The organism is Ensifer sp. D2-11, from assembly GCF_054161295.1.
Genome location: NZ_CP096433.1, coordinates 1573518 through 1597539 on the forward strand (window position 1 = coordinate 1573518; position 24022 = coordinate 1597539).

20 protein-coding genes and 1 pseudogene are annotated in these 24022 nt (G+C 61.7%); 11 read left to right on the forward strand and 10 right to left on the reverse strand.

What is annotated here, in order from left to right:
* Positions 1-14: 14 nt before the first annotated feature.
* Entirely contained in the window at positions 15-506 is a 492-nt protein-coding gene (gene coaD, locus M1D34_RS07665) for a pantetheine-phosphate adenylyltransferase (protein WP_003529599.1), read from the reverse strand.
* Positions 507-731: 225 nt separating this feature from the next.
* Between coaD and M1D34_RS07670 the strand changes: the two genes are divergently transcribed.
* Both M1D34_RS07670 and M1D34_RS07675 read left to right on the forward strand, forming a co-directional pair.
* Positions 732-863 carry a hypothetical protein gene (locus tag M1D34_RS07670; RefSeq protein ID WP_498781481.1) on the forward strand — a complete coding sequence of 44 codons (132 nt, stop codon included), beginning with the start codon at positions 732-734 and terminating at the stop codon, positions 861-863.
* A 208-nt stretch (positions 864-1071) separates the two neighbouring features.
* Positions 1072-1194: pseudogene (locus M1D34_RS07675) on the forward strand (DNA polymerase III subunit beta); the annotation flags it as partial.
* A gap of 39 nt (positions 1195-1233) precedes the next feature.
* Here M1D34_RS07675 and M1D34_RS07680 read toward each other — a convergent pair.
* From M1D34_RS07680 to ypfJ, 4 genes are all read right to left on the reverse strand, one after another.
* Positions 1234-2904, reverse strand: a complete 1671-nt coding sequence (locus M1D34_RS07680) for an ABC transporter ATP-binding protein (protein ID WP_498781482.1) — start codon at positions 2902-2904, stop codon at positions 1234-1236.
* A 211-nt stretch (positions 2905-3115) separates the two neighbouring features.
* A complete protein-coding gene (locus tag M1D34_RS07685) occupies positions 3116-4516 on the reverse strand; it encodes an MATE family efflux transporter (RefSeq protein WP_028011730.1) in 1401 nt (466 codons plus the stop codon).
* Positions 4517-4693: 177 nt separating this feature from the next.
* Entirely contained in the window at positions 4694-5938 is a 1245-nt protein-coding gene (locus M1D34_RS07690; protein ID WP_498781484.1) for a TCR/Tet family MFS transporter, read from the reverse strand.
* Positions 5939-6291: 353 nt separating this feature from the next.
* Complete coding sequence (ypfJ, locus tag M1D34_RS07695) at positions 6292-7227, reverse strand: KPN_02809 family neutral zinc metallopeptidase (RefSeq protein WP_015007502.1); 936 nt, start codon at positions 7225-7227, stop codon at positions 6292-6294.
* A gap of 213 nt (positions 7228-7440) precedes the next feature.
* On the opposite strand from ypfJ, the gene M1D34_RS07700 reads away from it, so the two are divergent.
* The 3 genes from M1D34_RS07700 to M1D34_RS07710 all read left to right on the forward strand — a co-directional run bounded on the left by M1D34_RS07700 (position 7441) and on the right by M1D34_RS07710 (position 12609).
* Positions 7441-8484: a zinc-dependent alcohol dehydrogenase family protein gene (locus M1D34_RS07700; RefSeq protein ID WP_498781486.1), complete on the forward strand. Its 1044-nt coding sequence runs from the start codon at positions 7441-7443 to the stop codon at positions 8482-8484.
* A gap of 202 nt (positions 8485-8686) precedes the next feature.
* Complete coding sequence (gene carB / locus M1D34_RS07705; RefSeq protein ID WP_498781488.1) at positions 8687-12178, forward strand: carbamoyl-phosphate synthase large subunit; 3492 nt, start codon at positions 8687-8689, stop codon at positions 12176-12178.
* A gap of 128 nt (positions 12179-12306) precedes the next feature.
* A complete protein-coding gene (locus tag M1D34_RS07710; protein WP_498781705.1) occupies positions 12307-12609 on the forward strand; it encodes a DUF6894 family protein in 303 nt (100 codons plus the stop codon).
* Positions 12610-12612: 3 nt separating this feature from the next.
* Here M1D34_RS07710 and M1D34_RS07715 read toward each other — a convergent pair whose 3' ends face one another.
* The gene (locus M1D34_RS07715) at positions 12613-14055 is read right to left on the reverse strand and encodes an MFS transporter (RefSeq protein WP_498781707.1); all 1443 of its coding nucleotides are present in this window, start codon (positions 14053-14055) and stop codon (positions 12613-12615) included.
* 319 nt (positions 14056-14374) lie between these two features.
* Between M1D34_RS07715 and greA the strand changes: the two genes are divergently transcribed.
* The gene (greA, locus tag M1D34_RS07720) at positions 14375-14851 is read left to right on the forward strand and encodes a transcription elongation factor GreA (RefSeq protein WP_003529568.1); all 477 of its coding nucleotides are present in this window, start codon (positions 14375-14377) and stop codon (positions 14849-14851) included.
* Between the two features lie 83 nt (positions 14852-14934).
* Positions 14935-15990 carry a glycosyltransferase family 4 protein gene (locus tag M1D34_RS07725; protein WP_498781492.1) on the forward strand — a complete coding sequence of 352 codons (1056 nt, stop codon included), beginning with the start codon at positions 14935-14937 and terminating at the stop codon, positions 15988-15990.
* Between the two features lie 6 nt (positions 15991-15996).
* Here the strand turns inward: M1D34_RS07725 and M1D34_RS07730 are convergent, their stop codons facing one another.
* From M1D34_RS07730 to M1D34_RS07745, 4 genes are all read right to left on the reverse strand, one after another.
* Positions 15997-17019 carry a glycosyltransferase gene (locus M1D34_RS07730; RefSeq protein WP_003529562.1) on the reverse strand — a complete coding sequence of 341 codons (1023 nt, stop codon included), beginning with the start codon at positions 17017-17019 and terminating at the stop codon, positions 15997-15999.
* A complete protein-coding gene (locus tag M1D34_RS07735) occupies positions 17016-18047 on the reverse strand; it encodes a glycosyltransferase (RefSeq protein WP_003529560.1) in 1032 nt (343 codons plus the stop codon). The genes M1D34_RS07730 and M1D34_RS07735 overlap by 4 nt, the downstream gene beginning before the upstream one ends.
* 18 nt (positions 18048-18065) lie before the next feature.
* The gene (locus tag M1D34_RS07740) at positions 18066-18878 is read right to left on the reverse strand and encodes a glycosyltransferase family 2 protein (protein WP_010969309.1); all 813 of its coding nucleotides are present in this window, start codon (positions 18876-18878) and stop codon (positions 18066-18068) included.
* Between the two features lie 121 nt (positions 18879-18999).
* Positions 19000-19470 carry an Lrp/AsnC family transcriptional regulator gene (locus M1D34_RS07745; RefSeq protein ID WP_498781495.1) on the reverse strand — a complete coding sequence of 157 codons (471 nt, stop codon included), beginning with the start codon at positions 19468-19470 and terminating at the stop codon, positions 19000-19002.
* A gap of 433 nt (positions 19471-19903) precedes the next feature.
* Here M1D34_RS07745 and trxB point away from each other — a divergent pair, with 433 nt between their 5' ends.
* From trxB to M1D34_RS07765, 4 genes are all read left to right on the forward strand, one after another.
* The gene (gene trxB / locus M1D34_RS07750; RefSeq protein WP_003529556.1) at positions 19904-20878 is read left to right on the forward strand and encodes a thioredoxin-disulfide reductase; all 975 of its coding nucleotides are present in this window, start codon (positions 19904-19906) and stop codon (positions 20876-20878) included.
* Between the two features lie 118 nt (positions 20879-20996).
* On the forward strand, positions 20997-21893 hold the full coding sequence (locus M1D34_RS07755; protein WP_003529555.1) for a LysR family transcriptional regulator VtlR: 897 nt from the start codon (positions 20997-20999) through the stop codon (positions 21891-21893).
* A 651-nt stretch (positions 21894-22544) separates the two neighbouring features.
* Entirely contained in the window at positions 22545-22835 is a 291-nt protein-coding gene (locus M1D34_RS07760) for an ArsR/SmtB family transcription factor (protein ID WP_498781497.1), read from the forward strand.
* Positions 22836-22883: 48 nt separating this feature from the next.
* The gene (locus tag M1D34_RS07765; protein ID WP_498781499.1) at positions 22884-24005 is read left to right on the forward strand and encodes an alkene reductase; all 1122 of its coding nucleotides are present in this window, start codon (positions 22884-22886) and stop codon (positions 24003-24005) included.
* Positions 24006-24022: the final 17 nt, after the last annotated feature.

A 24022-nucleotide genomic window follows, 5' to 3' on the forward strand; every position in this document is an offset into this window, starting at 1 on the left:
GCGTGATGTAAAGCTTATTTGCGCTTCGCCTGCAGCGCCTGGTGAACCGCCCCAGGGACGAAAGCGCTGACGTCACCGCCCATAGCCGCGATCTGCCGAACCAATGTGGCCGTAATGGGCCGGGAGGCAGTACCTGCCGGCAGGAACAGGGTCTGAATGTCAGGGGCCATCTGCCGGTTCATGCCCGCCATCTGCATCTCGTAGTCGAGGTCCGTTCCATCGCGGAGCCCCCGGACCAGCAGCCTTGCGCCGTGCTCGCGGGCGGCATCCACCACCAGGTTGTCGAAAGAGACGACGGATATGTCGGCTGCCCTCTCCGGCAACGTCTCCTCAAGCGCGGCCCGGATGAGATCCGCCCTTTCGTCGAAGGAGAAAAGCGGTGCCTTGCCGGGATGAACGCCAATCGCGACGATGACTTTGGCTGCGACGTTCAATGCCTGCACGAGTACATCGAGATGCCCGTTGGTGATCGGATCGAAGGAGCCGGGATAGAAAGCCGTGGTCATCGCGCCTGTTTCCGTTTGGTGAAGCCTTTTGTCACGGACGGCCGCGGACCGCAAGGGTTGTACGATCCTTGCGCCCTGTTCCCCGGGAAACAGCGGCGGCAAAAGGCTGAATGCTAGATGAATGCAACGTTCAAGAGGGTTTCACACTGCAAGCCGTAACGTGAACCCAAGTTAACGGGAACTTTTTTGAGTACATGCCGTTTAAACCGACGAAAGGAGACGGCCATGGGACTTGCTCTATTTTCGATGGCGATGTTCTTCGCGATGGTCGTTGCGACGATCCATGGGCTGCGAGACGAGGACCGTGACCGCGCGACCGTACTGTTGCCGCTGGCCGATAGACGCAGGCGGAAATGACGAGTTCGAGTGTCGTCGCTTGCCACAGCTGAAACCAATGCCTCCAGGAAACTTCTCGCCGGAAGTTTCACAAGCGATCCCATTCTTCCCCTGATGCGATCGCTTCTACAAGCCGGACGGTCTCCCCTGCCCGTCCGGCTTTTTCTTTGCGCAGCTGCATATAGAACAGCACCGTGTGCCCAATCCGTCAGAGGATCAAGGTGCCGCCATGAACAGGAACGACGCAATCAGAAAGCTCCAGCAACACGCCGATGCCGTTCAGAGCATGGGCGCGACTGCCTTGTATCTTTTCGGTTCGACGGCTCGCGATGAGGCCTGTGCGCCGAGCGATGCGACTGGTTGATATGTTCATGTGCAGCCAAGCCGGCCCTTACCCCGTCTCCGCCTTGGCCGTTAAGCGGACGATCTGATCACCGGGACGAATGGACGATACGCGGTGGGTCACGGCCAGGATGGTGAGATCATCCGCCAGATCGCGAAGCCCGTCCATGATCTGCCGCTCGGTGTCATCGTCCAATGCCGAGCTCGCCTCGTCCAGAATGAGGATAGCAGGCTCGCCATAAAGCGCCCTCGCTATCGCGACGCGCTGACGCTCCCCGCCCGATAGTTTCAGTCCCCGCTCGCCCACCACTGTTTCGAAGCCCTCGGGCATAGCCTCGATGCGCGAGAGGATCGAAGCCTGCATCGCCGCCTTGTGTAATCGATGCAGATCGAACGGACGGCCCAGCACGATGTTGACCGCCAGCGTGTCGTTGAGGAGGGCCACATCCTGCGGTACTACGCCGACATGTGCGAACCAGTCATCGCTCGTAATTCGGGCAAGGTCGGTTTCGTCCGCCAGGATACGGCCGTCTATAGGTTCCAGTCCCTTCAGCAGCAGCCGCAGAACGGTGGACTTGCCGGAGCCCGTCTCGCCGACCAGAAAGGTTGGTGTTCCGCGGCGGACGGCAAAAGAAAGGCCCGAGATGCCGCGTCCATTCGGGTAGCGGAAAGTCACGTCTTGAAAGACGAGCGAGCCTTGCGAAGGATGATAGGGGACAGGGTCGGCGGGCTCCGCCACTTCCGGGGCGATCCACATAGCCGCTAGCGGGCGAAACCGTGCCGCCGCCTCAACCATCTCCTTGATTGCCATGCCGACGAGGTGGAAGGGTTCATTGAGTTGGAGCAGGAGCGTGTTGAACAGCACGATATCACCGATCGACAGGAGACCGGCCTGGTAACGCGGCACGAGGATCAGGAATGTCACGGCGAGCTGAAGCGCGGCCACGACGCCAAGGACGCCGGAAAAGGCACTGCTCGCGAGTGCGTAGCGCCGCCAATTTTCGAAGGCCTCGGCCGCGCCCCGGTAGAACCGCCCCGCCATCCATCTCTCACCTCGTGTCTGGCGGAGAGTGTCGATGACGGCGACCGCGTTACCGACGAGGCTGGCGTTCTCTTGACTGCGTTCCATCGCCGCGTCGAGGAACGGTTTGACGCGCCCTATCCGTACATAGTCCAGAGCAATAACGATGACTCCGTAACCAAGGACGATCAACGCGAGTTCCCAACTCACCAGATGTCCAAGAAGGGCGGCGCTGAGAGCAATTTGTACGACACCGGGCAGGAGACCGCCGATCCCGAGCTGCGTGATGATGTTGAGTGTCTGCTCGCCCTCCTGCCCCGCCGTGCCAATCGCGGCTGGGTTGTGGTCGAGAAAGAACGCATGCGTTTTGCGGAGCAGGCGAGAGAAGAATGCCAGGTTGGCGATGAAGCAAAGCCGCACGGCGCATAGGAATATCAGGAAGCGGGACGCTTGGCCGAATGCTGCCGCAGCACCGAACAGGAGGGCATAGATTAGAAGAATTTGTAGGCCCTCACCCGCACCGCGTCCAAGCGTGAGGTCGTCGATGGCGCGAGAGAAGAGGTAGGGCGCAGCAACGGAAGCCACGGCGCCGACCAATGTGGCGGCTATGACAAGCACGGTGATACCGCGAGCGTCCCGCCAGTAATCGAGCAGAAGCGAGCGCAGGATCGGCATTATTGCTGGGTACGCTTCCGTCATGAACGGCTCCTGCTGCCTGAGGGCTGAATTACCTCTAGTTGCAATAGGTGAGCCAATTGTCAACTTTACAGCGCGCATGTGATCCGCTTCATCGGCGCCACAAGGTCAAGGACGATCCGTCGATACGAGAACGCTGACCAGGCCCGCGGGATCGACATCTACGATGTCGCCGCCTGAGGAGGAGGCCATCATTCCTGCCTTTCGCTAGCCCCTACGCGGCCGGCGCCGCGCTCACCCTACGGAGCAGACGGAAGAAGCGCCAATTGAGCAGCAAGGCCGCAGACGCGAGCCCCAGGACAAAACCGAACCAGACGCCGACGCCGCCGAAACCCAGCGGAAAGGCAAAAGCCCAGGCGCAGAAGAAGCCGATCGGCCAATAGGCTATCATCGCCAGGATCATAGGTATGGTCGTGTCCTTGAGGCCGCGCAGCATGCCGGCGGCAATGGCCTGGAGGCCGTCGACGAGCTGGAAGGCGCCCGCGATGACGATCAGCGGTCCTGCAAAGGCGAGAACCTCGGCTGCATCGGGCCGCCTCGTATCGAGGTAGAGGCCCGCAAGCTCATGCGGGAACAGGGCGAAGATGGTGCTGCCGACGGCAGCAAAGCCGACGCCGAGCGTCAGCACGGCAATTGCGGCACGCTTCACGCCTACCATGTCGCCGCTGCCATAGGCCAATCCAATGCGCACCGTTCCGGCCTGCGCCAGGCCGAGCGGGATCATGAAGGCAATCGATGCGAACTGGAGTGCTATGCCATGGGCAGCCAGTTCGATGGTTCCGATCGTGCCCATGAGCAGCGAAGCCACGGTAAACAGGCTGACTTCCGCGAGAATCGTCACCGAGATCGGAATGCCGAGATAGACCACCTCTCCGAAAGCCGGCCAATCCGGCCGCCAGAAGCGGACGAACAGCTCGAAGCGATGCAGTTCCGGTTGCCGGCGGATATAGCCGATCGTCAGGGCCGCACCGAGCAGCGCCACGCCGAGAGCGGCGACGGCCGCGCCGAAGATGCCCAGCTCCGGAAAACCGAAATGGCCGAAAATAAGGACATAGCAAAGCGCGGCGTTCAGAACCAATGTCACGAGCGTCACGTAGAGGATCACCCCTGCCCGCTCGAGCCCGCTCAAAAATGCCCTGAGGACCATGAAAATGAGGCTGGGGAAGATCGCCCACTGGGCGATATGCAGATATTCTCCGGCGAGCGCAGCGACCTCGGGTTTCTGGCCGGCAAAGAGCAGGATCGGCTCGGCCATCCAGAGGACCGGCGCAGTCAGCACGCCGTAAAGCAGCACCACCCACATGCCCATTCGTACCGAGCGCCGCACGGAGACCTGATCGCCCCGGCCCTGCGCCTGAGCGACCATGGGAACCACCGCATTGGCAAATCCGCTGCCGAAGATGAAGATCGTGAAGAAGACCTGCGTCGCGAGGATGATTGCCGCCAGCTGAGTGGCACCCAGCTGGCCGACCATGAGCACGTCCGTCGTATTGATCGCCAATTGGGCGAGCTGGGCGCCGATGAACGGCACGCCAAGATAGAGGCTCGCGCGAAAATGCGTGGGCCATGAATTGTCGCTCTGCGCAAGCACGAGGTCTTTGGTCGCGGTCAGCATGAGGAATCCTGGCTCTGCACCGGCAATGGGCAAAGGGAAAAATGAAGAAGAGAGAACGAATTAGAGCACCACCAGGGCTTGCGCCAGCGGTAAAGGCCGAACTGCTCAATTTTTCATCGATTGATCAAGAAAATTGATCAATCTGCAGGCATGGAAGCAACGGACCGCCAAGCCTCGTCACGCTCGCACGGCACCGCGGACGGCGCCTCGGCCGGCGCCGACCTTGGCAAGGAAGATCACCAGCGCGGCGACGATCAAGCAGCCTGCCAGGGCATAGGGAGCGCCGGCAAAGCTATAGGCGGCTGCAGGGTCGGTGAAAAAGGCGAAAATCTGCGTGAACATCAGAGGTCCGAGGATCGTCGTAATGCTCGATATGCTGGTGAGCGCACCTTGCAGCTCGCCCTGTGCCGACGGCGGGACATGGACGGAGGCTATGCTGCGGAGCGGTGGATCGGCTAGGCTTTCGAGCGCGGTCGCGACGATCACCGCGTAGACCATCCACCCCTCCCAGGCGGCCGCATAGCCCGCCATCCCGAGGGCCGTGAAGGTGAGCCCGAGTGCCGCCGTTCGCCTTTCTCCCAGTGCCGGCACGACACGCGGGAGCACCAGCGCCATCACGATTGCGCCGCCCACGCCGAAGATCCCCAGCGAAAGCCCGATCTGCCCTTCGCTCCACCCGTAGCGATAGGAGCCGACGAAGGACCAGACGGCCGGGTAGACGGCGTGAGCCAGCCAGTAGAGGAAGAAGACGAGGCCTACCCAGCCGATGCCCGGGTAATGGCGCATCTGCTTGAGCGCGCCGAGCGGGTTTGCCCGGTGCCATTCGAAGCGCCGCCGGTTGGCCGGGGCGAGCGTCTCGGGCAGGAGAAAGACCCCCATGATGAAATTGAGGAATGAAAGCGCTGCCGCACCATAAAAGGGCACTCTCGGGCCCAATTCGCCGAGGAAACCTCCGATGACCGGGCCGAGCGCAAAACCGGTGCCGAAGGCAATGCCGATCAGCCCGAAGTTCTTGGCGCGGTTCTCATCGTCGCTGACATCGGCAATGTAGGCGGATGCCGTGCCGAAGCTCGCGCCGCTGATGCCGGCAAGGCTGCGCCCGATGAAGAGCATCCAATAGCTGGTCGCAAGCGCGCAGATCAGGTTGTCGAGCGCAAAGGTCAGCACGGACGCAAGCAGGACCGGCCGACGCCCGAATCGATCGCTCAGATTCCCGATAAGCGGTGCGAAGAGAAACTGCATCGCCGAGTAGACGAGCAACAGCCATCCACCGTCGACCGCGGCCTCGCCGATATCCGCGCCGGTCAGTTCCTCGAGATAGGCCGGCAACACCGGCACGATGATTGCGATGCCCATGATGTCGAGGAAGAGAATGAGGAAGACGAGGAACAGACCGCGTCTCACGAATTTCTTGTCGAGCATGAAGCTCTCTCCCCGCTTTCCGCCGGAGCGGAGACAGAACGTGAACGACGTTACCAGAATAGGTGTAACGGCTTGCCTGGTCCGAAACAATACGTGAACATGTCAAAGTTTCTGATCATACCGATCGGTTGTACTTATAGCTCGCATTCGCCTCCGCGTGCATCATTTGCCTCGCCGCTCCGACTTCAGGAAGTCCACGAAGGCGCGCAAAGGGCGCCAGGAGGTGCCGGCGACCCGCATGGTAGAGGAATGGTCCGGGAAAGCCGCTTCGGAAGCACAGCTCATGCACATGGACAGTGAGCGGCGGAAATGACGGAGAACCGCAGGACGGGCTGCCCGGTCCGGCGATGTGATCAGACAGCGCCGGAGAAGGTGTCGCAATCCGACATCTTGCCACTGTCGAAGCCCCGCTGGAACCACCGCATCCGCTGCTCCGACGTGCCGTGATTGAAACTTTCCGGGACGACATAGCCCTGCATGCGCTTCTGCAATGTGTCGTCGCCGATCTGGGTCGCAGCGTTTAGCGCCTCCTCCAGATCGCCTCGTTCCAGGAGCCCCTTCTGCTCGGTGTATTTGCCCCAGATCCCGGCGAAGCAGTCCGCCTGCAGCTCGACCCGGACCGACATCTGGTTCGCCTCGGCCTCGCTCATGCGCTGCCGCATCTCATTGAATTTGGGCAATACGCCGATCAGGTTCTGGACGTGATGACCGACCTCATGCGCAAGCACATAGGCCTGGGCGAAATCGCCGGAAGCTTCGAATTTCTGGGCCAGCTCGTCGAAGAAACTCATATCGAGATAGACCTTGCGGTCGCCGGGGCAATAGAAGGGACCCGAGGCGGAAGAGGCAAAGCCGCAGGCCGAACGGACCGAGCCGTTGAACAGCACCAGCCTCGGTTCCTCATATTGCTCGCCGCTCGCCTGGAAGATGCCGTTCCAGGTGTCTTCCGTTTCGGCAAGAACCGTGGCCATGAAGGCCTTCATCTCTTCTTCCTCGGCCGTGCCCTGCGGCGCCCCCGACCCGTCGCTCTGCTCGAAGCCCGGCATGTTCGCCGGACCGCCGCCTTCGAGCACCTGAAGCATGTCGATGCCCATTGCCTTCAGGACGAAATAGAGAATCACGAGGAAGATGAGCGTGCCAAAGCTCATGCCCCCGCCGGCGCGACGCATTCCGCCGCCGCCACCGGGCAGGCGGAATCCACCGCCACGACCGAAAGGGCCGCCTCCCCGGGGGCCGGCCCCGCGCTGATCCTCGATGTTTCCGGACTGGCGGCGGCCCTTCCATTCCATGATCTGTCCTCCAGAAGGCGTCGCCTCTACTTTAGCGCGCTGAGTGATTTTATAAGCCGGGGCGGCGATCCTTGTAAAACGCAATCGCCGCCACCCGGTTGCATCCGGCGCATCGTTTTGTCGAGCGGAGCTGCCGGCCTAAAGGGCAAGGCGGCAGGATTGACGCTCGCGCCGTGTTCGGCTCCAATGGAAAACAGGCGGCGGGAGGAACAGATGAAGGCAGTGCGTCTGGAGTCGGTCGGCAATATCTCCGTTCGGAACGTTGGGATTCCTGAGCCCGGGCCTGACGATCTGCTCGTCAAAGTGGAAGCCTGCGGCATCTGCGGGACCGATCGTCATCTCCTTCATGGAGAATTTCCGTCGACGCCGCCGGTCACGCTCGGCCACGAATTCTGCGGTATCGTTGTCGAGGCCGGGAGCGCCGTTCGAGATATCGCACCGGGTGCGAGGATCACCGGAGATCCCAACATCTCCTGCGGCTGCTGCCCGCAGTGCCAGGCGGGCCGGGTCAATCTCTGCCGGAACCTGCGCGCGATCGGCATCCATCGCGACGGCGGCTTCGCCGAATACGTCCTGGTGCCGCGGAAGCAGGCCTTCGAAATTCCGCTTACTCTCGATCCCGTGCACGGCGCTTTCTGCGAGCCTCTCGCCTGCTGCCTGCACGGTGTCGATCTTTCGGGAATCAAAGCGGGGTCGACGGTGGCGATCCTGGGCGGCGGCGTGATCGGCCTGCTGACGGTGCAACTCGCAAGGCTCGCCGGCGCCACGACGGTCATTCTCTCGACGCGCCAGGCAACGAAGCGTCGCCTGGCCGAGGAAGTCGGCGCCACCGCAACGGTCGACCCGTCGGCCGGCGACGTGGTCGAGGCGATCGCGGGTCCGGCGGGTCTCGTCCCCGGAGGTGTCGATGTCGTCATCGAGTGCGCCGGAGTCGCGGAAACGGTGAAGCAGTCGACGCGCCTCGCCAAGGCGGGCGGTACGGTCGTGATCCTCGGCGTGCTGCCGCAAGGAGAAAAGGTCGAAATCGAACCGTTCGACATTCTCTTCCGCGAGCTCCGCGTGCTTGGTTCCTTTATCAATCCCTTCGTCCACCGCCGCGCGGCCGACCTGGTTGCGACAGGCGCGATCGAGATCGACCGGTTGATTTCACGGCGCATATCGCTCGATGAAGCACCTGATGTCATTTCAAATCCCGCCGCTGCCGGCGAGGTGAAGGTATTGGTGATCCCGTCCGCCGAGCGGGTGGCGCAGCAGTAGTGTTTCTATCGGAGAACCGTAGGTTCGAGAGGCGGAACAAATATCTTTGCTTTCTTGTCGATTCCCGAATTTTCGGGGTTCCGCTGGCGAAAACATTTGCCTATAAGCCGCTTCTAGCCTGAAAAGACCATCAATGCGCGACCCGGCCGGTGACCTCCCAACCTGGCCGGTTTTTCGCGCAGCTAGAAACGGATGATTGCCCATGCCGAAGCGCCAAGACATCAAATCGATCCTCATCATCGGCGCGGGGCCGATCGTCATCGGTCAGGCATGCGAATTCGACTACTCCGGCACCCAGGCGTGCAAGGCGTTGAAGGAGGAAGGCTACCGCGTCATCCTGGTCAACTCCAATCCGGCGACGATCATGACCGATCCGGGTCTGGCGGACGCGACCTATGTCGAACCGATCACGCCAGAGGTCGTCGCCAAGATCATCGCCAAGGAACGCCCCGACGCGCTGCTGCCGACCATGGGCGGACAGACGGCGCTCAACACGGCCCTGTCGCTGCGCCGCATGGGCGTGCTCGACCGCTACAATGTCGAGATGATCGGTGCGAAGCCCGAGGCGATCGACAAGGCGGAAGACCGCGCCCTGTTCCGCGAGGCAATGGCGCATATCGGCCTCGAGACGCCCAAGTCGCGTCTGGCGAACGCCACGGACATCAAGGACCACGACCGCAAGTCGCACGAGGCGGAGCGCTCAGCGCTCAAGGCGAAGCTTTCCGGTGACGAACTCGACAAGGCGCTGGACGAACTCGAAAACCAGTGGAACCTCGGCGAAGGCGATCGCAAGCAGCGCTATGTGAACCACGCCATGGCGATCGCCGCACAGGCGCTCGACGATGTCGGCCTCCCCGCGATCATCCGGCCGTCCTTCACGCTTGGCGGCACCGGGGGCGGCATCGCCTATAACCGTTCGGAGTTCTTCGAGATCGTCGGCAGCGGTCTCGACGCGTCGCCGACGACGGAAGTCCTGATCGAGGAATCGGTCCTCGGCTGGAAGGAATATGAGATGGAGGTCGTCCGCGACAAGGCGGACAACTGCATCATCATCTGCTCGATCGAGAACATCGATCCGATGGGCGTCCACACGGGCGATTCGATCACCGTTGCGCCGGCACTGACCTTGACCGACAAGGAATATCAGATCATGCGCAACGCCTCGATCGCGGTGCTGCGCGAGATCGGCGTCGAAACGGGCGGCTCGAACGTCCAGTTCGCCGTCAATCCCGAGAATGGCCGCCTCGTCGTCATCGAGATGAACCCGCGCGTCTCGCGCTCCTCCGCACTCGCATCGAAGGCCACCGGCTTCCCGATTGCCAAGATCGCCGCCAAGCTCGCAGTCGGCTATACGCTCGACGAACTCGAAAACGATATCACCGGCGGCGCCACGCCGGCATCCTTCGAGCCTTCGATCGACTACGTCGTCACCAAGATCCCGCGCTTCGCCTTCGAGAAATTCCCGGGAGCCGAGCCGACGCTCACGACCGCAATGAAGTCGGTGGGCGAAGTCATGGCGATCGGCCGGACCTTCGCCGAATCGCTGCAGAAGGCGCTGCGCGGCCTCGAGACCGGACTGACCGGACTTGACGAGATCGAGGTGCCTGATTTCGACGACAATGGCGACGGCCGCAATGCCATCCGCGCCGCGCTCGGCACGCCGACGCCGGACCGCCTGCGCATGGTCGCACAGGCGCTGCGTCTCGGCATGAGCGAAGCCGAAGTGCATGAAGCCTGCAAGATCGACCCCTGGTTCATTGCCCAGTTCAAGGCGATCGTCGACATGGAGGCGCGCATCAGCGAGCACGGCCTGCCCGCCGACGCCGAGAACCTGCGCATGCTGAAGGCAATGGGCTTCTCCGACGCCCGGCTTGCCACGCTCACCGGCAAGCGTCCGAAAGAGGTGGCCGAGCTCCGCAACGCACTGAACGTGCGCCCCGTCTACAAGCGCATCGACACCTGCGCGGCCGAGTTCGCATCGCCGACCGCTTACATGTATTCGACCTATGAGACGCCTTTCGTCGGTGCCGCCCGGTCGGAGGCGCAGGTTTCCGACCGGAAAAAGGTCGTCATCCTCGGCGGCGGCCCGAACCGGATCGGCCAAGGCATCGAATTCGACTACTGCTGCTGCCATGCCGCCTTCGCACTGAAGGACGCCGGCTACGAAGCGATCATGATCAACTGCAACCCGGAGACGGTTTCGACCGACTACGACACCTCCGACCGGCTCTATTTCGAGCCCCTGACGGCAGAGGATGTGATCGAGATCCTGCGTGCCGAACAGGAAAACGGCACGTTGCATGGCGTCATTGTCCAGTTCGGCGGCCAGACTCCGCTGAAGCTTGCCGAAGCGCTGGAAAAGAACGGCATCCCGATCCTCGGCACCGCGCCGGACGCGATCGATCTCGCCGAGGACCGTGATCGCTTCCAGAAGCTCCTGATGAAGCTCGATCTCAACCAGCCGAACAACGGCATTGCCTACTCCGTCGAGCAGGCCCGCCTCGTTGCCGGCGAAATCGGCTTCCCGCTGGTCGTGCGCCCGTCCTATGTTCTCGGCGGCCGCGCCATGCAGATCATCCATTCGGAAAGCATGCTGCAGAGCTATTTGCTCGACACCGTTCCGGGGCTGGTTCCTGAAGATATCAAGCAGCGCTATCCGAACGACAAGACCGGCCAGATCAACACCTTGCTCGGCAAGAACCCGCTCCTCTTCGACAGCTACCTGACGAATGCGATCGAAGTGGACGTCGATTGCCTTTGTGACGGCAAGGATGTCTTCGTTTCGGGCATCATGGAGCATATCGAGGAGGCCGGCATCCACTCGGGCGACTCCGCCTGCTCGCTGCCGGTGCATTCGCTCGGCACGGACATGGTCGACGAACTGGAGCGTCAGACGGGGGCGCTCGCCAGAGCGCTGAATGTCGGCGGCCTGATGAATGTGCAGTTCGCCATCAAGGACGGCACCATCTATGTGCTCGAAGTAAACCCGCGCGCCTCACGCACCGTTCCCTTCGTCGCCAAGACGATCGGCGCGCCGATCGCCAAGATCGCCGCCCGCGTCATGGCCGGCGAAATGCTCGACGAGGCGATCGCCGCCTATGGCAAGAAGCCGGATCCGCGCAACCTGAAACATATCGCCGTCAAGGAGGCCGTCTTCCCCTTCGCCCGCTTCCCGGGCGTCGATACGCTGCTCGGGCCGGAAATGCGTTCGACCGGCGAGGTCATCGGGCTCGACACCGATTATGCGCTGGCCTTTGCCAAGTCGCAGCTCGGCGCCGGCGTCGACCTGCCGCGCGACGGAACGGTCTTCGTCTCGGTTCGCGACGAGGATAAGGAACGGGTGCTGCCCGCGATCCGCATTCTCTCCGACATCGGCTTCAAGGTCATGGCGACCGGCGGCACGGCGCGCTTCCTCGGCGAGCAGGGCATCGTTGCAACCAAGATCAACAAGGTCCTGGAAGGACGGCCCCATGTCGAGGACGCCATCCGCAACCGGCAGGTCCAGCTCGTGATCAACACGACCGACGGCAACAAGGCGATCTCCGACTCGAAGTCGCTTCGCCGCGCGACGCTGATGCAGAAGGTGCCCTACTACACCACGATGGCCGGTGCCGAGGCCGCGGCACTCGCCATCAAGGCACTGAAGGCGGGCAACCTCGAAGTGCGTCCGCTGCAGAGCTACTTCGAAACCTGACCATTGCGGATTTACGCTTGTGAACGCAGCCTGAATGTCCGATTCAGGCTGCGTTCCATTGCGGCATGGTTCCATGTCCAACATGCGGAAACGGATCACCCGTGAACGCGCATGGTTGGGGCAACGACATGCAGCTATATTTCTTCGATCTCCATTGGGACGACGATTGTTTCACCGATGACGAGGGTATCCTTCACTTCGATGAGGGATCGGCGCTCTATTACGCCCAGCGTATCGCCGACAGGATCGGCCGCGACGCCGATTATGGTTCCCTGAAGGTCAGGATACGCTCGCAGACAGGCGCGCTCCTCGCAACCGTCACGCCCACGCTGGGCCGCGTCGCCGAACAGGATGCCCTGCTCGGCCGCCGCCGCCCCGGCCTTTTCCCGCATCCGTTCAAAGCCGGCCTTGCGCCGTCCGCGGCTCGGTGAACGCTACTGGATGGTTGCCCTGCCTTCGCATCGCGCCAGCCGCAGGGTCCTGATCCCGAAGACGAGCGACGCGGCGGCGAGAACGCAGCCGAGTGCGAAAACACCCAGCATTGCGGCCGAAATCACCCGGGCGCTGACACCTTCGTCGAATCCTCCGGCGTTGGCGACCGCTCCGAAAACGGCCGCGCCGATCGCGTAGCCGGCTGATTGCAGCGTCGGCAGCAGCGCCGAGGTCTTGTCGCGTTCCTCAATGGACGAGACGTTCATCAGCAGCTGGCTCAGCGTTCCCCAGCAAAGGCCGAATCCGGCTCCGACAGCGCTCTGGCTGACGAAGACAAGGCCGTATTCGCCGGAGGCGACGGCGAGCGTCAATCCGCCGAGGCCGAGGCAAAGGAACAGCGGCCCGGTCCAGACCAGCCGCACGCGCGTCTCGTGGGAGCGCAGGCTCGCGACGATGATCGCCGTCAGGCTCCAGGATATGGCCATCAAGGCGTTTGAAAAGCCCGCGGCGGTCGGGCCGAAGCCCCAAAGATGTTGCAGCGCGTAGACGAGATAGACGGAACCCGAGGCTTGTGCCAGAGGCATCAGCAGCACGACCCAAAGCCCTGTTCCGAGCGGGCGATCGAACGAAAACGCGCCGAATGGAAGGATGGACTGCGGCGATCGGCGGTCGAAGTGAACGGTCGCGACGAAGACCGCAAGTGCCGCCGCCAGCAGCGCCGACATGCTGTAGCCGTCGACAGCCGTATTCGAGAGCGAGATCAGCATTATGCCGAAGCCGAACGCCACCAGCCGCAGCAAGGGTACCGATCCGGCCGCCCTTGGACTTTGCTTTGGTTGACGAAGGATCGCGACGACGAGCGCTATGAAGATTGCGGCTGCCGGTATGTTGACGAAGAAGGCGGCGCGCCAAGACCAATATTCCGTGAGCAGGCCGGATATGAGCGGCCCGCCGAAGGCGGCGGCAGCCCATACGATCGCTTCTGCGCCGAAGATCTTGGGCACCAGCCGCTGCGGAAAGAGCTCCGGTATCAGTGCGTAGCACAGGGCGGCAATGATACCCTCCCCAAATCCCTGGAGCACCCTCCCGGCCAGAACCTGCGGCATGCTGCTCGCCATCGTCGCGATGGCCGTCCCCGTTGCGAAGACGAGCGCGGCAACGATCAGCGTGTTGCGCGCGCCGAACCGGACCTTCAGGCTCGCCGCCAAGGCGCCACCGACGATGGCGAAAACGAGGTAAAGCGTGAAGGCCCAGGACAACAGGGCGGCTCCGCCAAACTCCGCGACGGCCGTCGGCAGTGCCGTCGAGACGAAGAACTCGTTGAAGGCAAAAAGCGCGACGCCCAGGCACAGCGTCACGGTTGCCGCGAGGTGGCGCGGGCGCAGGAGCTCGCTCCAGCTCCCCTCCTCCAGGTCGACCTCCGTCTGCGGCGCCGGATCGGCCACTTGTGATTCCTCTTCGACTAAACTCATGATTCGGCCCCGTGTAATTGGTATGGAGCCGGCACTGATACGACCTCAATCGCGGTTGAGGTAAAGAGGCTTTACTGCAGAATTGCACCTTTACCCCAACCCGCCGGAGGCCGCGGATCGATATGAAGTGCCGCGCGAGGATCGCGAAAAATCTGGCTTTCGGACTTCCGATTCTGTTATAAGATCGGTTCGGTTTGTTAGGACGGTTCCGGTGCTTGCGCTCCGGAGGCCGTTTTCTTTTGCGCTGGCGCCGCCGAAAGGCGGCGCCGCGTGCTTGATGAAGGATGATGAAATGGTCGACAAGGTGCCCATGACCCAGGGTGGATTCGTCAATCTGCAGGAGGAGCTGCGCTGGCGCCAGCAGGAAGAACGGCCGCGCATCATCGAAGCGATCGCCGAGGCCCGCGCCCATGGCGACTTGTCGGAGAACGCCGAATATCATGCGGCAAAGGAAGCGCAGAGCCATAACGAGGGAAGAATTTCCGAACTCGAAGACCTGATCGCGCGCGCCGAAGTCATCGATCTTTCGAAAATGTCCGGATCGAAGATCAAGTTCGGCGCAAGGGTGAAGCTCGTCGACGAGGATACGGAAGAAGAAAAGACCTATCAGATCGTCGGCGATCAGGAGGCCGACGTCAAACAGGGACGCATTTCCATCTCCTCTCCGATCGCCCGCGCGCTGATCGGCAAGGAAGTCGGCGATTCGATCGAAGTCAATGCACCCGGCGGATCCAAGGCGTATGAGATTCTCGCCGTTCAATGGGGCTGACCTGCCTTTCGGGGCGCGCGCGCGGTCCCGCGCCGCCCCTCCTCCCTTGAATTGATTGTCGCAGGCGCAAGGAGAGCGCACAGGTGGTCGATATCCGCGACGTCGAAGTGATCGCGCCCAATTTCAAGCAGCGTCTGTCCGGCGTTACCTCGACAATCATCCAGCTGGTGCCTGTGCAGCGTGCCCTTGGACAGAAGATCGCGGTTCTCGGACCAGGCCTTCCCAAGAACCTTCCGTCGGTTCGCTTTCGCGATCTCATTCATCTCTGGAAGAGGCCCGAGGGCCGGTCCTGCCGCGTTTGGCACGCGCGTCGAAACGTCGAAATGCTCCCGGCGATCCTTCTGCGCGACCTGCTGCGCATGAAGATCCGGATCGTCTTTACCTCCGCTTCGCAACGCCGGCATACCGGATGGAGCAAGTTCCTCATCCGCCGGATGGACGCGGTTATCGCCACCAGCGGCAGGACGGCCGCCTATCTCGATGTACCGAACACCGTCATCCTGCATGGGATCGACACCAAGCGCTTTCAGCCACCCTTCGACAAGACGGGGGCGAAGAAGGCGCTCGGCCTCGATCCCGCGAAGAAATTCGTCGGATGCTTCGGGCGCGTACGCCATCAGAAAGGGACCGACCTCTTCGTCGACAGCATGATCGCCCTTCTGCCCTGCCGCCCGGACTGGGGTGCGATCGTTGCCGGGCGAGCCACCGGCCCTCACCTCGCCTTCGAGTCGGAACTGAAGGAGCGCGTCGCCAAGGCCGGGCTCGCCGACCGTATCCTGTTCGTAGGCGAACACACGAATATTCCCGACTGGTACCGCGCTCTCGATCTCTTCGTCGCCCCGCAACGCTGGGAAGGCTTCGGCCTGACGCCGCTCGAAGCAATGGCGACCGGGGTCCCCGTCGTGGCAACCGATGTCGGCGCGTTTTCGGAACTGGTAACCGGCGGCTCCGAGGAGACGGGCCTCATCATTGCGGCCGACGATCTCAAGGCGATGGTCGATGCGGCAGCCGCCTTCATGGACGACCGGCCGCGGCTTGCCGCCGCAAGCGCCAATGGTCTGGCACGGACCTCCAAAAACTTCGCCATCGAGCAGGAAGCCCGCGCGATCGCAGCGGTTTACGAAAGCCTGATGCGTTGATCTTGGCTACGGCTTCGAGGCAAACAGCTGCAGATAGGCGTCAGTGATCGCTTCTCTGGAAAACTGCCCGACAAGCGTCTCGTGTCCGCGCTCGGCCAGGCGCGTTCTTAGGGAATTGTCGGCCACGATCTGCTCGATGGCGCGGGCGAAACCCTCGGCATCGCCGATATCGACCATCAGACCGTTTTCGCCGTCGCGCATGAACCATTGCGGCCCTTCGGAACGGGTCGATACGACCGGCGTACCCTGGGCCCAGGACTCGAGGATGACGTTGCCGAGCGGCTCGTGGCTGGACGACATCACAAAGACATCGGCCGCAGCCAGGAAAGGTCTCGTGTCGTCCTGCCAGCCGGCAAAGCGAACGCGGCCGGAAACGCCGAGGTCCGTCGCGAGTTTGTGCAGATTGTCACGCTCCTCTCCATCGCCAAGCAGCCAAAGATAGACCCCCGGCAGTCTGGCGACCGCTTCGATCAGCGTATGAAACCCTTTCCGCTCGACGAAGCGGCCCATGGACATCACGACGGGCGCATCGGCGGGCGTATCGAGCTTTGCGCGGTCAACCGCCACGACACGCCCGGTCCCGGTGAAATTGGAGATGACCCTTATCTCCCGTTTCCAGCCCAGGTCGCTGACGCGCTCGGCAATGCCCGGCGTGTTGCACACGATGCAGTCGGTGTTTCTGAAATAGCTCAGGCGGGTCGGATAATCGCCAAGGCGCGAGATCTTGAATGCGCCTTTGTAGTTCGGCATCAGTTCGCTTGCCCGGGGCGCCCAAGCCATCAGGACATCCGGCTTCTCGCGCCGGGCCATGTGCTTCACCTTCAACGGGAGCAGGATTCGATCGAGCGAGAGGTTGCGAAAATGGCTTTCCCGGATCTTCGCGGCGCCTTCGATGTCTCGCCGCCAGCCGCGCCCGGGGCGGATGATCGCCGTCTGCTCGACGCCGCGTTCCGCAAGCGCATTGACCAGGTGTACGAAGAAGCGCTCGGCGCCGCCGTCCTTGCCGAAGTGAAAGTGAGTGACTTTCATCGCTTTGCGACACCTCTGTCGAACAGGTCGAGATAAGCGTCGGTGATCGCTTTTTCGGAGAAGCGCGTGCGCAAGGTTTCGCTGCCGCCGGCGCTCAGCCTCTCGCGAAGCGCCGGATCGTCGCGCAGCCGGCGAATGGCCTCCGCAAGACCCACGTCATCGCCGCAATCGACCATGAGAGCGTCGCTCTCATGCGTCATCACCCAGGATGGCCCCTCAGCGCGAGAGGCTATCGTGGGCTTTCCGGCGCCCCAGCCTTCGAAGCAGACATTGCCGAGAGGCTCGTGCGACGAGTTGATGACGAAGGCGTCGCCGGCGGACAGAAAACCATAGGCGTTCGTCTGCCATCCGGTGAAGCGTACGCGATCACGAAGCCCGAGTTCGCCGGTCAGCTGCTCGAGCTGCTCTCGTTCCGGGCCATCTCCGACAAGCCAGAGATAGGTGTTCTCCACCTCCTTCACGGCGCGGATGAGCCCTGCGAAACCCTTACGCTTGACGAAGCGGCCCATGCCGACCACGACGAAGGCGTCCGCCGGCGTCTGCAGGTCGGCCCGCGCTACGGGCGGTGCAGGCCTTGCGCGGGTGAAGTTCGCAATCACCTCGATGTCGCGCTTCCAGCCAAGCTCACGAACCTTGGCGGCCATATCCGGTGTGATGCAGACGAGCGTCTCGACATTGGTATAGTAGCCGAGATGTTCGGGATAATCCCCCAGCCGGGAGATGCGAAATGCCTTGGCATGAGCCGGCATGAAGCGGCTCGCCCGCAACTGCCAGGCCATTATGACGTCCGGTTCGAACTCGCGAAGGACCCGGTTCATCCGCCATTTCAGGAGGAAGCGAGAAAGCGAAATGCGCCGAAAAACCCCTTCATAGATCGTAGCACCGTTCTCCAGGTCCTTGCGCCAGCTGCGGCCCGGTCGGATCAGTGCCCGTTGTTCGACGCCCCTCTCGTGCAGCGCATTGACGAGATTGACGAAGAACCGCTCCGCACCGCCCTCCGTGCCGAAGTGAATATGCATGACCTTCATGCCGAACCCCTTGATCGATCAGTGCGAAAGCGCATCATCCACATTCGGGCGCGCCTTCAGAGCGTGCCGCTGGTAGATCTTCGCCGCCGTCAGGAAGGCATAGACCGCCCCGGTCATGGCCTCGATGAAGCCCGACAGGCCGCAGCGCCAGAGACCGTTGCGGAAATAGAGCCTGAGAAAATAGATCGGCGGGGTGAAGATGAGCTTGTAAAAGCGCGGCCGTTTTCCGGACTCGACCTGCTGGTCCGCCTTCAGCGTCGAATATTTGTTTTCCTTCAGAATCTGCTCGTCCATGACCAGCGGGCGGAAATGAAGGAGACTGCCGGTCCGGGCATTGCCGACATTTCCCTCGGGCACGATGCCTTCATGGACTTTCTGACTGAGGTCGTAACGTCCCTTGCCGCGCCGGATCAGCCGCAAGTTCCGGCGCTCGCGGACGTTTTCTGGGGTATAGCCATAGCCGATCAGATAGGGGCGACGCGCCACCCGCCAGCCGACGATCTCGTCCGATGCTGCGAGCAGTTCAGGCAGCAGTTCTCGCAGCGCCTTGTCCAATCTCTCGTCCGCGTCGATGTTGAAGCACCAGGGCTGGCTGCATTGCTCGAGCGCAAACTGCTTCTGCCCGGCATAGCCGCGCCACGGCTCGTACATGAAACGGATGGGCCAGCCCGCGTCGATATAGGATTGCACCAAAGCGGCGGTGCCGTCCGTCGACCCGGAATCGACGATCACGATTTCCGCGCAGCGCTCGAGACTCTCGATGCACTTGCCGAGATAGGCCTCCTCATTCAAGCAGATGATGAAGGCTGAAAGGGGAAGCTTGGGGATCATATGGCCGTCCCGCGTCGCCGGAAGCGGCAGGGCTCCCTCGCTCTCGTCGTGGAAATTGTTCAATTCATTCGGTCCGCGAGGCGTTTGGTTGCGATGCGCGGCGGCCGGGCCGCCCTGCACATCAGATTTCTACCTGACATGCGTCCTTCACTTGACGGATCGTCAGCATCGTCCGCACCGTGTCGACATTCTCGGTGGCGGTCAGTTCTTCAATAACAAAATCCTGAAAGCTCGCAAGGTTTTCGGCCACGCACTGCAGCAGAAAGTCCGATTCCCCGGACACCATCCAGGCCTCGCGAACAAGCGGCCACGAGGTGGTGCGGGCGGCAAACGCTTTGAGATTGGCGTCGGACTGGTGCTTGAGGCCGACCATGCAGAAGGCGACGAGGTCGTATCCCAACGCGGACGCATTCAGAAGCGCACGATAGCCTCTGATGACGCCGGCCTCCTCGAGCTTGCGCACGCGGCGCAGGCACGGAGGAGCCGAGATCCCCACTCTCTCGGCCAATTCAACATTCGTGATCCGGCCGTCGTCCTGCAGTTCGCGCAGTATCTTCATATCGATGGCATCGAGCTCGACGCGTACGACCATTGCCCAAATCCCCAATCCTGTCGGCCTTGCGGGGAAGGCCTTATTTTATCCGCCGATCAACTGCACGACAGGCCGAAACCGCAGCGCCGATCCGTCCGCACCAAGAGCCGCCCGGCGGCGGCCTTCACGGCGCTTTCTCCGTGCTTGGGTAGCACGTAACCGAATGCCGATACGAGAGCGCTTGCAGTTGCATGCACAAAAACCTTGTGCGCACGGGCCCTGGAGCGTCTTATGACGGTACTGCGGGTCAAAACCGATGCAAATATGCCCGATCTGGTGTCAAAACGACGCTGACCACGCAACCACTTGTGTGTATCAGAGCGCGCGCCCTTGAAAGTGCGCGCCGTGAATACCTAAAGTAAGGCAATATTTGCATTATCGGATTGCACCGGAGGACGCTCCCGGCTCTCTCCGGCGGACGAAGGACAAAAGCATGACTGCGCGCCACACGAAAGTGCTGATTATCGGTTCCGGACCTGCCGGTTATACCGCTGCCATCTATACCGCGCGGGCCATGCTTTCGCCGGTCCTCATCGCCGGCATGGAACAGGGCGGCCAGCTGATGATCACCACGGATGTGGAGAATTATCCGGGCTATGCCGATCCGGTCCAGGGACCCTGGATGATGGAGCAGATGCTGAATCAGGCGATCCACGTCGGCACGGAAATCGTCAACGACCTCGTAACCGATGTCGACCTGTCCGTCCGCCCCTTCCGGATCAAGACGGATAGCGGCACGGATTGGACGGCGGACGCTTTGATCATCGCCACCGGCGCCAAAGCGAAATGGCTCGGCATCGAAACCGAGCCGACCTTCATGGGATTTGGCGTTTCCGCCTGTGCTACCTGCGACGGGTTCTTTTACCGCAACAAGGAAGTCATCGTCGTCGGCGGCGGCAACTCCGCCGTGGAGGAAGCGCTTTATCTCTCCAATCTGGCGAAGACCGTCACCGTCGTTCACCGCCGGGATGCTTTTCGTGCTGAAAAGATCCTGCAAGAGCGCCTTTTCGCAAAGCCGAACGTCAAGGTGATCTGGGACCACGAGGTTCTGGAATATCTCGGGACGCCTGCAAAGCCGCCGATGCCGGCCTCGGTCAACGGCGTGAAGCTTCGCAACACCAAGACCGGGGAAACATCCGACATGGCAATCGACGGTGTTTTCGTCGCGATCGGTCATGCGCCTGCGGTCGAACTCTTCAAGGGCAAACTTCGCCAGAAGCCGAACGGGTATCTCTGGACTGCGCCGGATTCCACCGCGACCGACGTCCCGGGCGTCTTCGCCGCCGGCGACGTGACCGACGACATCTATCGCCAGGCGGTTACCGCCGCCGGCATGGGTTGCATGGCTGCGCTCGAAGCGGAGAAATACCTTGCGGGTCATATGCCCGTCGCAATTGCAGCCGAATAGAAGCTGCTAAACAGGGCGCGCGCCGGGATCGGGGGCGCGGCTCTGAGTGGGAACATGCATCGGTCGTCTCCGGAGAAAAGTGGCAAGCTTCTCCGGCTGAGCCTTTATGGGGGATTCTATGTCGCTGGACTGGGACAAACTGCGCATTTTCCATGCGGCGGCCGAGGCTGGCTCGTTCACGCACGCGGCAGACAAACTCCACCTTTCGCAGTCGGCGATCAGCCGGCAGGTCAGTTCGCTCGAGCAGGACGTCGGCATCAAGCTCTTTCATCGGCACGCCCGCGGCTTGATCCTGACCGAACAGGGCGAAATGCTCTATCGCACGGCGCACGACGTGCTGATGAAGCTCGAAAGCGTCAAGGCCCAGCTTAGCGAGACGACGGACAAGCCGAGCGGCAAGTTGCGGATCACGACCACTGTCGGCCTCGGCCAGGGGTGGCTGACCGACAAGATCCAGGAATTCATGTCCTTGTATCCGGAAATCCAGGTACAGCTCATCCTCGACAACGAGGAACTGGACGTGAACATGCGTCATGCGGACTGCGCCATCAGGCTGCGGCAGCCGCAACAGTCGGATCTGATCCAGCGCAAGCTCTTCACGGTGCACATGCATGTCTATGCCGCGCCGTCCTACATCAACAAATATGGCGAGCCGCAGTCGCTTGACGATCTCGACAATCACCGGATCATCACCTTCGGCGAGCCCGCCCCCAACTATCTGCTCGACGTGAACTGGCTGGAGATTGCCGGACGCGATTCCGACAATCCGCGCATATCGCATCTGCAGATCAACAGCCAGACATCGATCAAGCGCGCCTGCCTGCTCGGCATCGGCATCGCCATGCTTCCGGACTATATCGTCGGTCGCGATCCCGGCCTCATTCAACTGCCGATAAGCGCCGATATCCCCTCTTTCGATACCTATTTCTGCTATCCGGACGAACTGAAGAACGCAGCGAAGCTGAAAGTCTTCCGCGATTACATCGTCGCTAAAGCGAGAAACTGGAACTTCTGACGGTCCGTTCAATTGCCCGATTTGTGAGCAATTGCCAAAATCTTGCGTAAGTCTTTGTTATTCCTCGACTGTTTTCAAGGGAAAGCGACGCTCTTCGCAGACCGAATCCTTGTGCGCTGCAAAAATGAGCAGCGATGCGCAAACGGCATGGCTGTCATGCATATTAAATGATTGCCGATAGCCCAAAAAAGCAGCATACCACACTCAGCTGATGCATCTTTGGTGGCTTCTCCTCCCAGTGCCACCGCAGCAGCTGTTCCCCTCTGGAGGTTTTAATTACCTTCACAACTACAAGGGCCCAAGTTTTTCTTGTGGCCCTCTTTTTTTGCCTGGCGGAGCCCTACAGCCCTCAGTTGCGAAAATCTTGGGAACGGCTATTGAAAGCGGCTACGGCCCTACCCATATCTTTTTCAGCTGGTGCATCTAGCGGCTTTCTCCTCCCCAGCCGCTGCAGCAGCTGTTCCCCTCTGGAGGTTTGAAACCTTCACAACTGAAAGGGCCCAAGTTTCTTGTGGCCCTCTTTTTTTGTCCGCATTTTGCCCGGCGTTTATGGCCACTTCCTTTGTAGCCCACAGCATTCACGACGTTGTGACTTCCCATATCGAATTTTAGCGATATATATATCGAGAAAACTGAATACGCCGAAATACGATGGATAGAGACGAAATTCTGAAAGCACTGGCGCATCCGACGCGCATGGAGATCCTGACCTGGCTGAAGGAGCCGCAGGCGCATTTCTCCGGCCAGGAGCATCCGCTCGACATGGGCGTCTGCGCAGGGCAGTTCGAAAGATGCGGCCTTTCGCAGTCGACGGTTTCATCTCATCTCGCCGTGCTGCAGCGCGCCGGTCTGGTGACGACCCGCCGCGTCGGCCAATGGGTCTTCTACCGGCGCAATGAGGAGACCATCGCAGCGTTTCTGAAGTCCATCGGCGATCTCTGATAACCCCCACTTCCTCCCAAGTCTCAACCGCAATGGAAAGGACAATCCATGGCCTCTCTCTTCGACCCGATCACGATCGGCGATATCAGCCTCAGCAACCGCGTGGTGATGGCACCTCTGACCCGGAACCGTTCACCCCAGACAGTGCCCAATGATCTTAACGTCGCCTATTACGAGCAGCGCGCATCCGCCGGCCTGCTGATCACCGAAGGGACGGCAATAAGCCACCAGGGCCAGGGCTATGCCGACGTGCCGGGGCTTTACAAACCGGAGGCCCTCGCCGGCTGGCGCAAGGTCACGGAATCGGTCCACAAAGCCGGTGGCAAGATCGTCGTGCAGATGTGGCATGTCGGGCGGATATCCCACGACTCGCTCCAGCCGCAGGGCGGCAAACCGGTCGCCCCTTCGGCTATCCGCGCCAAATCGAAGACCTACCTCGTCAACCCCGATGGGACGGGCAGCTTTGCCGAAACCTCCGAACCGAGAGCGCTCGAACCGGCGGAGATCGCCGGCATCGTCGAGGATTACCGCAAGGCCTCTCGGGCCGCGATCGAAGCCGGATTCGACGGCGTCGAGATCCATGCTGCCAACGGCTATCTGATCGACCAGTTCCTGCGCTCCGGCTCCAATGAACGCACGGACGCCTATGGCGGCTCGATCGAGAACCGCGCCCGCTTTCTCGTCGAGGTGGTCGATGCCGTTACCAAGGAGATCGGCGCTGGCCGGGTCGGGATCCGCATCTCTCCCGTGACCCCCGCCAACGACGCCTTCGATCCGGACCCGCAGCCGCTCTTCACCTATGTCGTCGAAGGCCTCGCCCGATATCCGCTCGCCTATGTGCACGTCATCGAAGGCGCCACCGGCGGAGCGCGTGACCACCAGCAGGGCGATCGCCCCTTCGACTACACAAGCCTCCGTGCCGCCTACGCAGCGGCCGGCGGCAGGGCGGCCTGGATGACGAACAACGGATACGATCGCGGTCTGGCGCTGAAGACGGTCGAGAGCGGCGAAGCCGATCTGGTTGCTTTCGGCAAACCCTTCATCGCCAATCCGGATCTCGTTCGTCGTTTGAGAGACAACGTGGCCCTGAATGCACCGGACCAGGCGACCTTCTATGGCGGTGGCGCCAAGGGTTATACGGATTATCCGTCGCTCGAAAACGTCGCCTGAAATCGATAAGGAGGAAG

Bases quoted from the DNA above. Each gene is read 5' to 3' on its own strand.
- coaD (WP_003529599.1), bottom strand. From the start codon at position 506: ATGACCACGGCTTTCTATCCCGGCTCCTTCGATCCGATCACCAACGGG.
- M1D34_RS07670 (WP_498781481.1), top strand. From the start codon at position 732: ATGGGACTTGCTCTATTTTCGATGGCGATGTTCTTCGCGATGGTCGTT.
- M1D34_RS07680 (WP_498781482.1), bottom strand. From the start codon at position 2,904: ATGACGGAAGCGTACCCAGCAATAATGCCGATCCTGCGCTCGCTTCTG.
- M1D34_RS07685 (WP_028011730.1), bottom strand. From the start codon at position 4,516: ATGCTGACCGCGACCAAAGACCTCGTGCTTGCGCAGAGCGACAATTCA.
- M1D34_RS07690 (WP_498781484.1), bottom strand. From the start codon at position 5,938: ATGCTCGACAAGAAATTCGTGAGACGCGGTCTGTTCCTCGTCTTCCTC.
- ypfJ (WP_015007502.1), bottom strand. From the start codon at position 7,227: ATGGAATGGAAGGGCCGCCGCCAGTCCGGAAACATCGAGGATCAGCGC.
- M1D34_RS07700 (WP_498781486.1), top strand. From the start codon at position 7,441: ATGAAGGCAGTGCGTCTGGAGTCGGTCGGCAATATCTCCGTTCGGAAC.
- carB (WP_498781488.1), top strand. From the start codon at position 8,687: ATGCCGAAGCGCCAAGACATCAAATCGATCCTCATCATCGGCGCGGGG.
- M1D34_RS07710 (WP_498781705.1), top strand. From the start codon at position 12,307: ATGCAGCTATATTTCTTCGATCTCCATTGGGACGACGATTGTTTCACC.
- greA (WP_003529568.1), top strand. From the start codon at position 14,375: ATGGTCGACAAGGTGCCCATGACCCAGGGTGGATTCGTCAATCTGCAG.
- M1D34_RS07730 (WP_003529562.1), bottom strand. From the start codon at position 17,019: ATGAAAGTCACTCACTTTCACTTCGGCAAGGACGGCGGCGCCGAGCGC.
- M1D34_RS07735 (WP_003529560.1), bottom strand. From the start codon at position 18,047: ATGAAGGTCATGCATATTCACTTCGGCACGGAGGGCGGTGCGGAGCGG.
- M1D34_RS07740 (WP_010969309.1), bottom strand. From the start codon at position 18,878: ATGATCCCCAAGCTTCCCCTTTCAGCCTTCATCATCTGCTTGAATGAG.
- M1D34_RS07745 (WP_498781495.1), bottom strand. From the start codon at position 19,470: ATGGTCGTACGCGTCGAGCTCGATGCCATCGATATGAAGATACTGCGC.
- trxB (WP_003529556.1), top strand. From the start codon at position 19,904: ATGACTGCGCGCCACACGAAAGTGCTGATTATCGGTTCCGGACCTGCC.
- M1D34_RS07755 (WP_003529555.1), top strand. From the start codon at position 20,997: ATGTCGCTGGACTGGGACAAACTGCGCATTTTCCATGCGGCGGCCGAG.
- M1D34_RS07760 (WP_498781497.1), top strand. From the start codon at position 22,545: ATGGATAGAGACGAAATTCTGAAAGCACTGGCGCATCCGACGCGCATG.
- M1D34_RS07765 (WP_498781499.1), top strand. From the start codon at position 22,884: ATGGCCTCTCTCTTCGACCCGATCACGATCGGCGATATCAGCCTCAGC.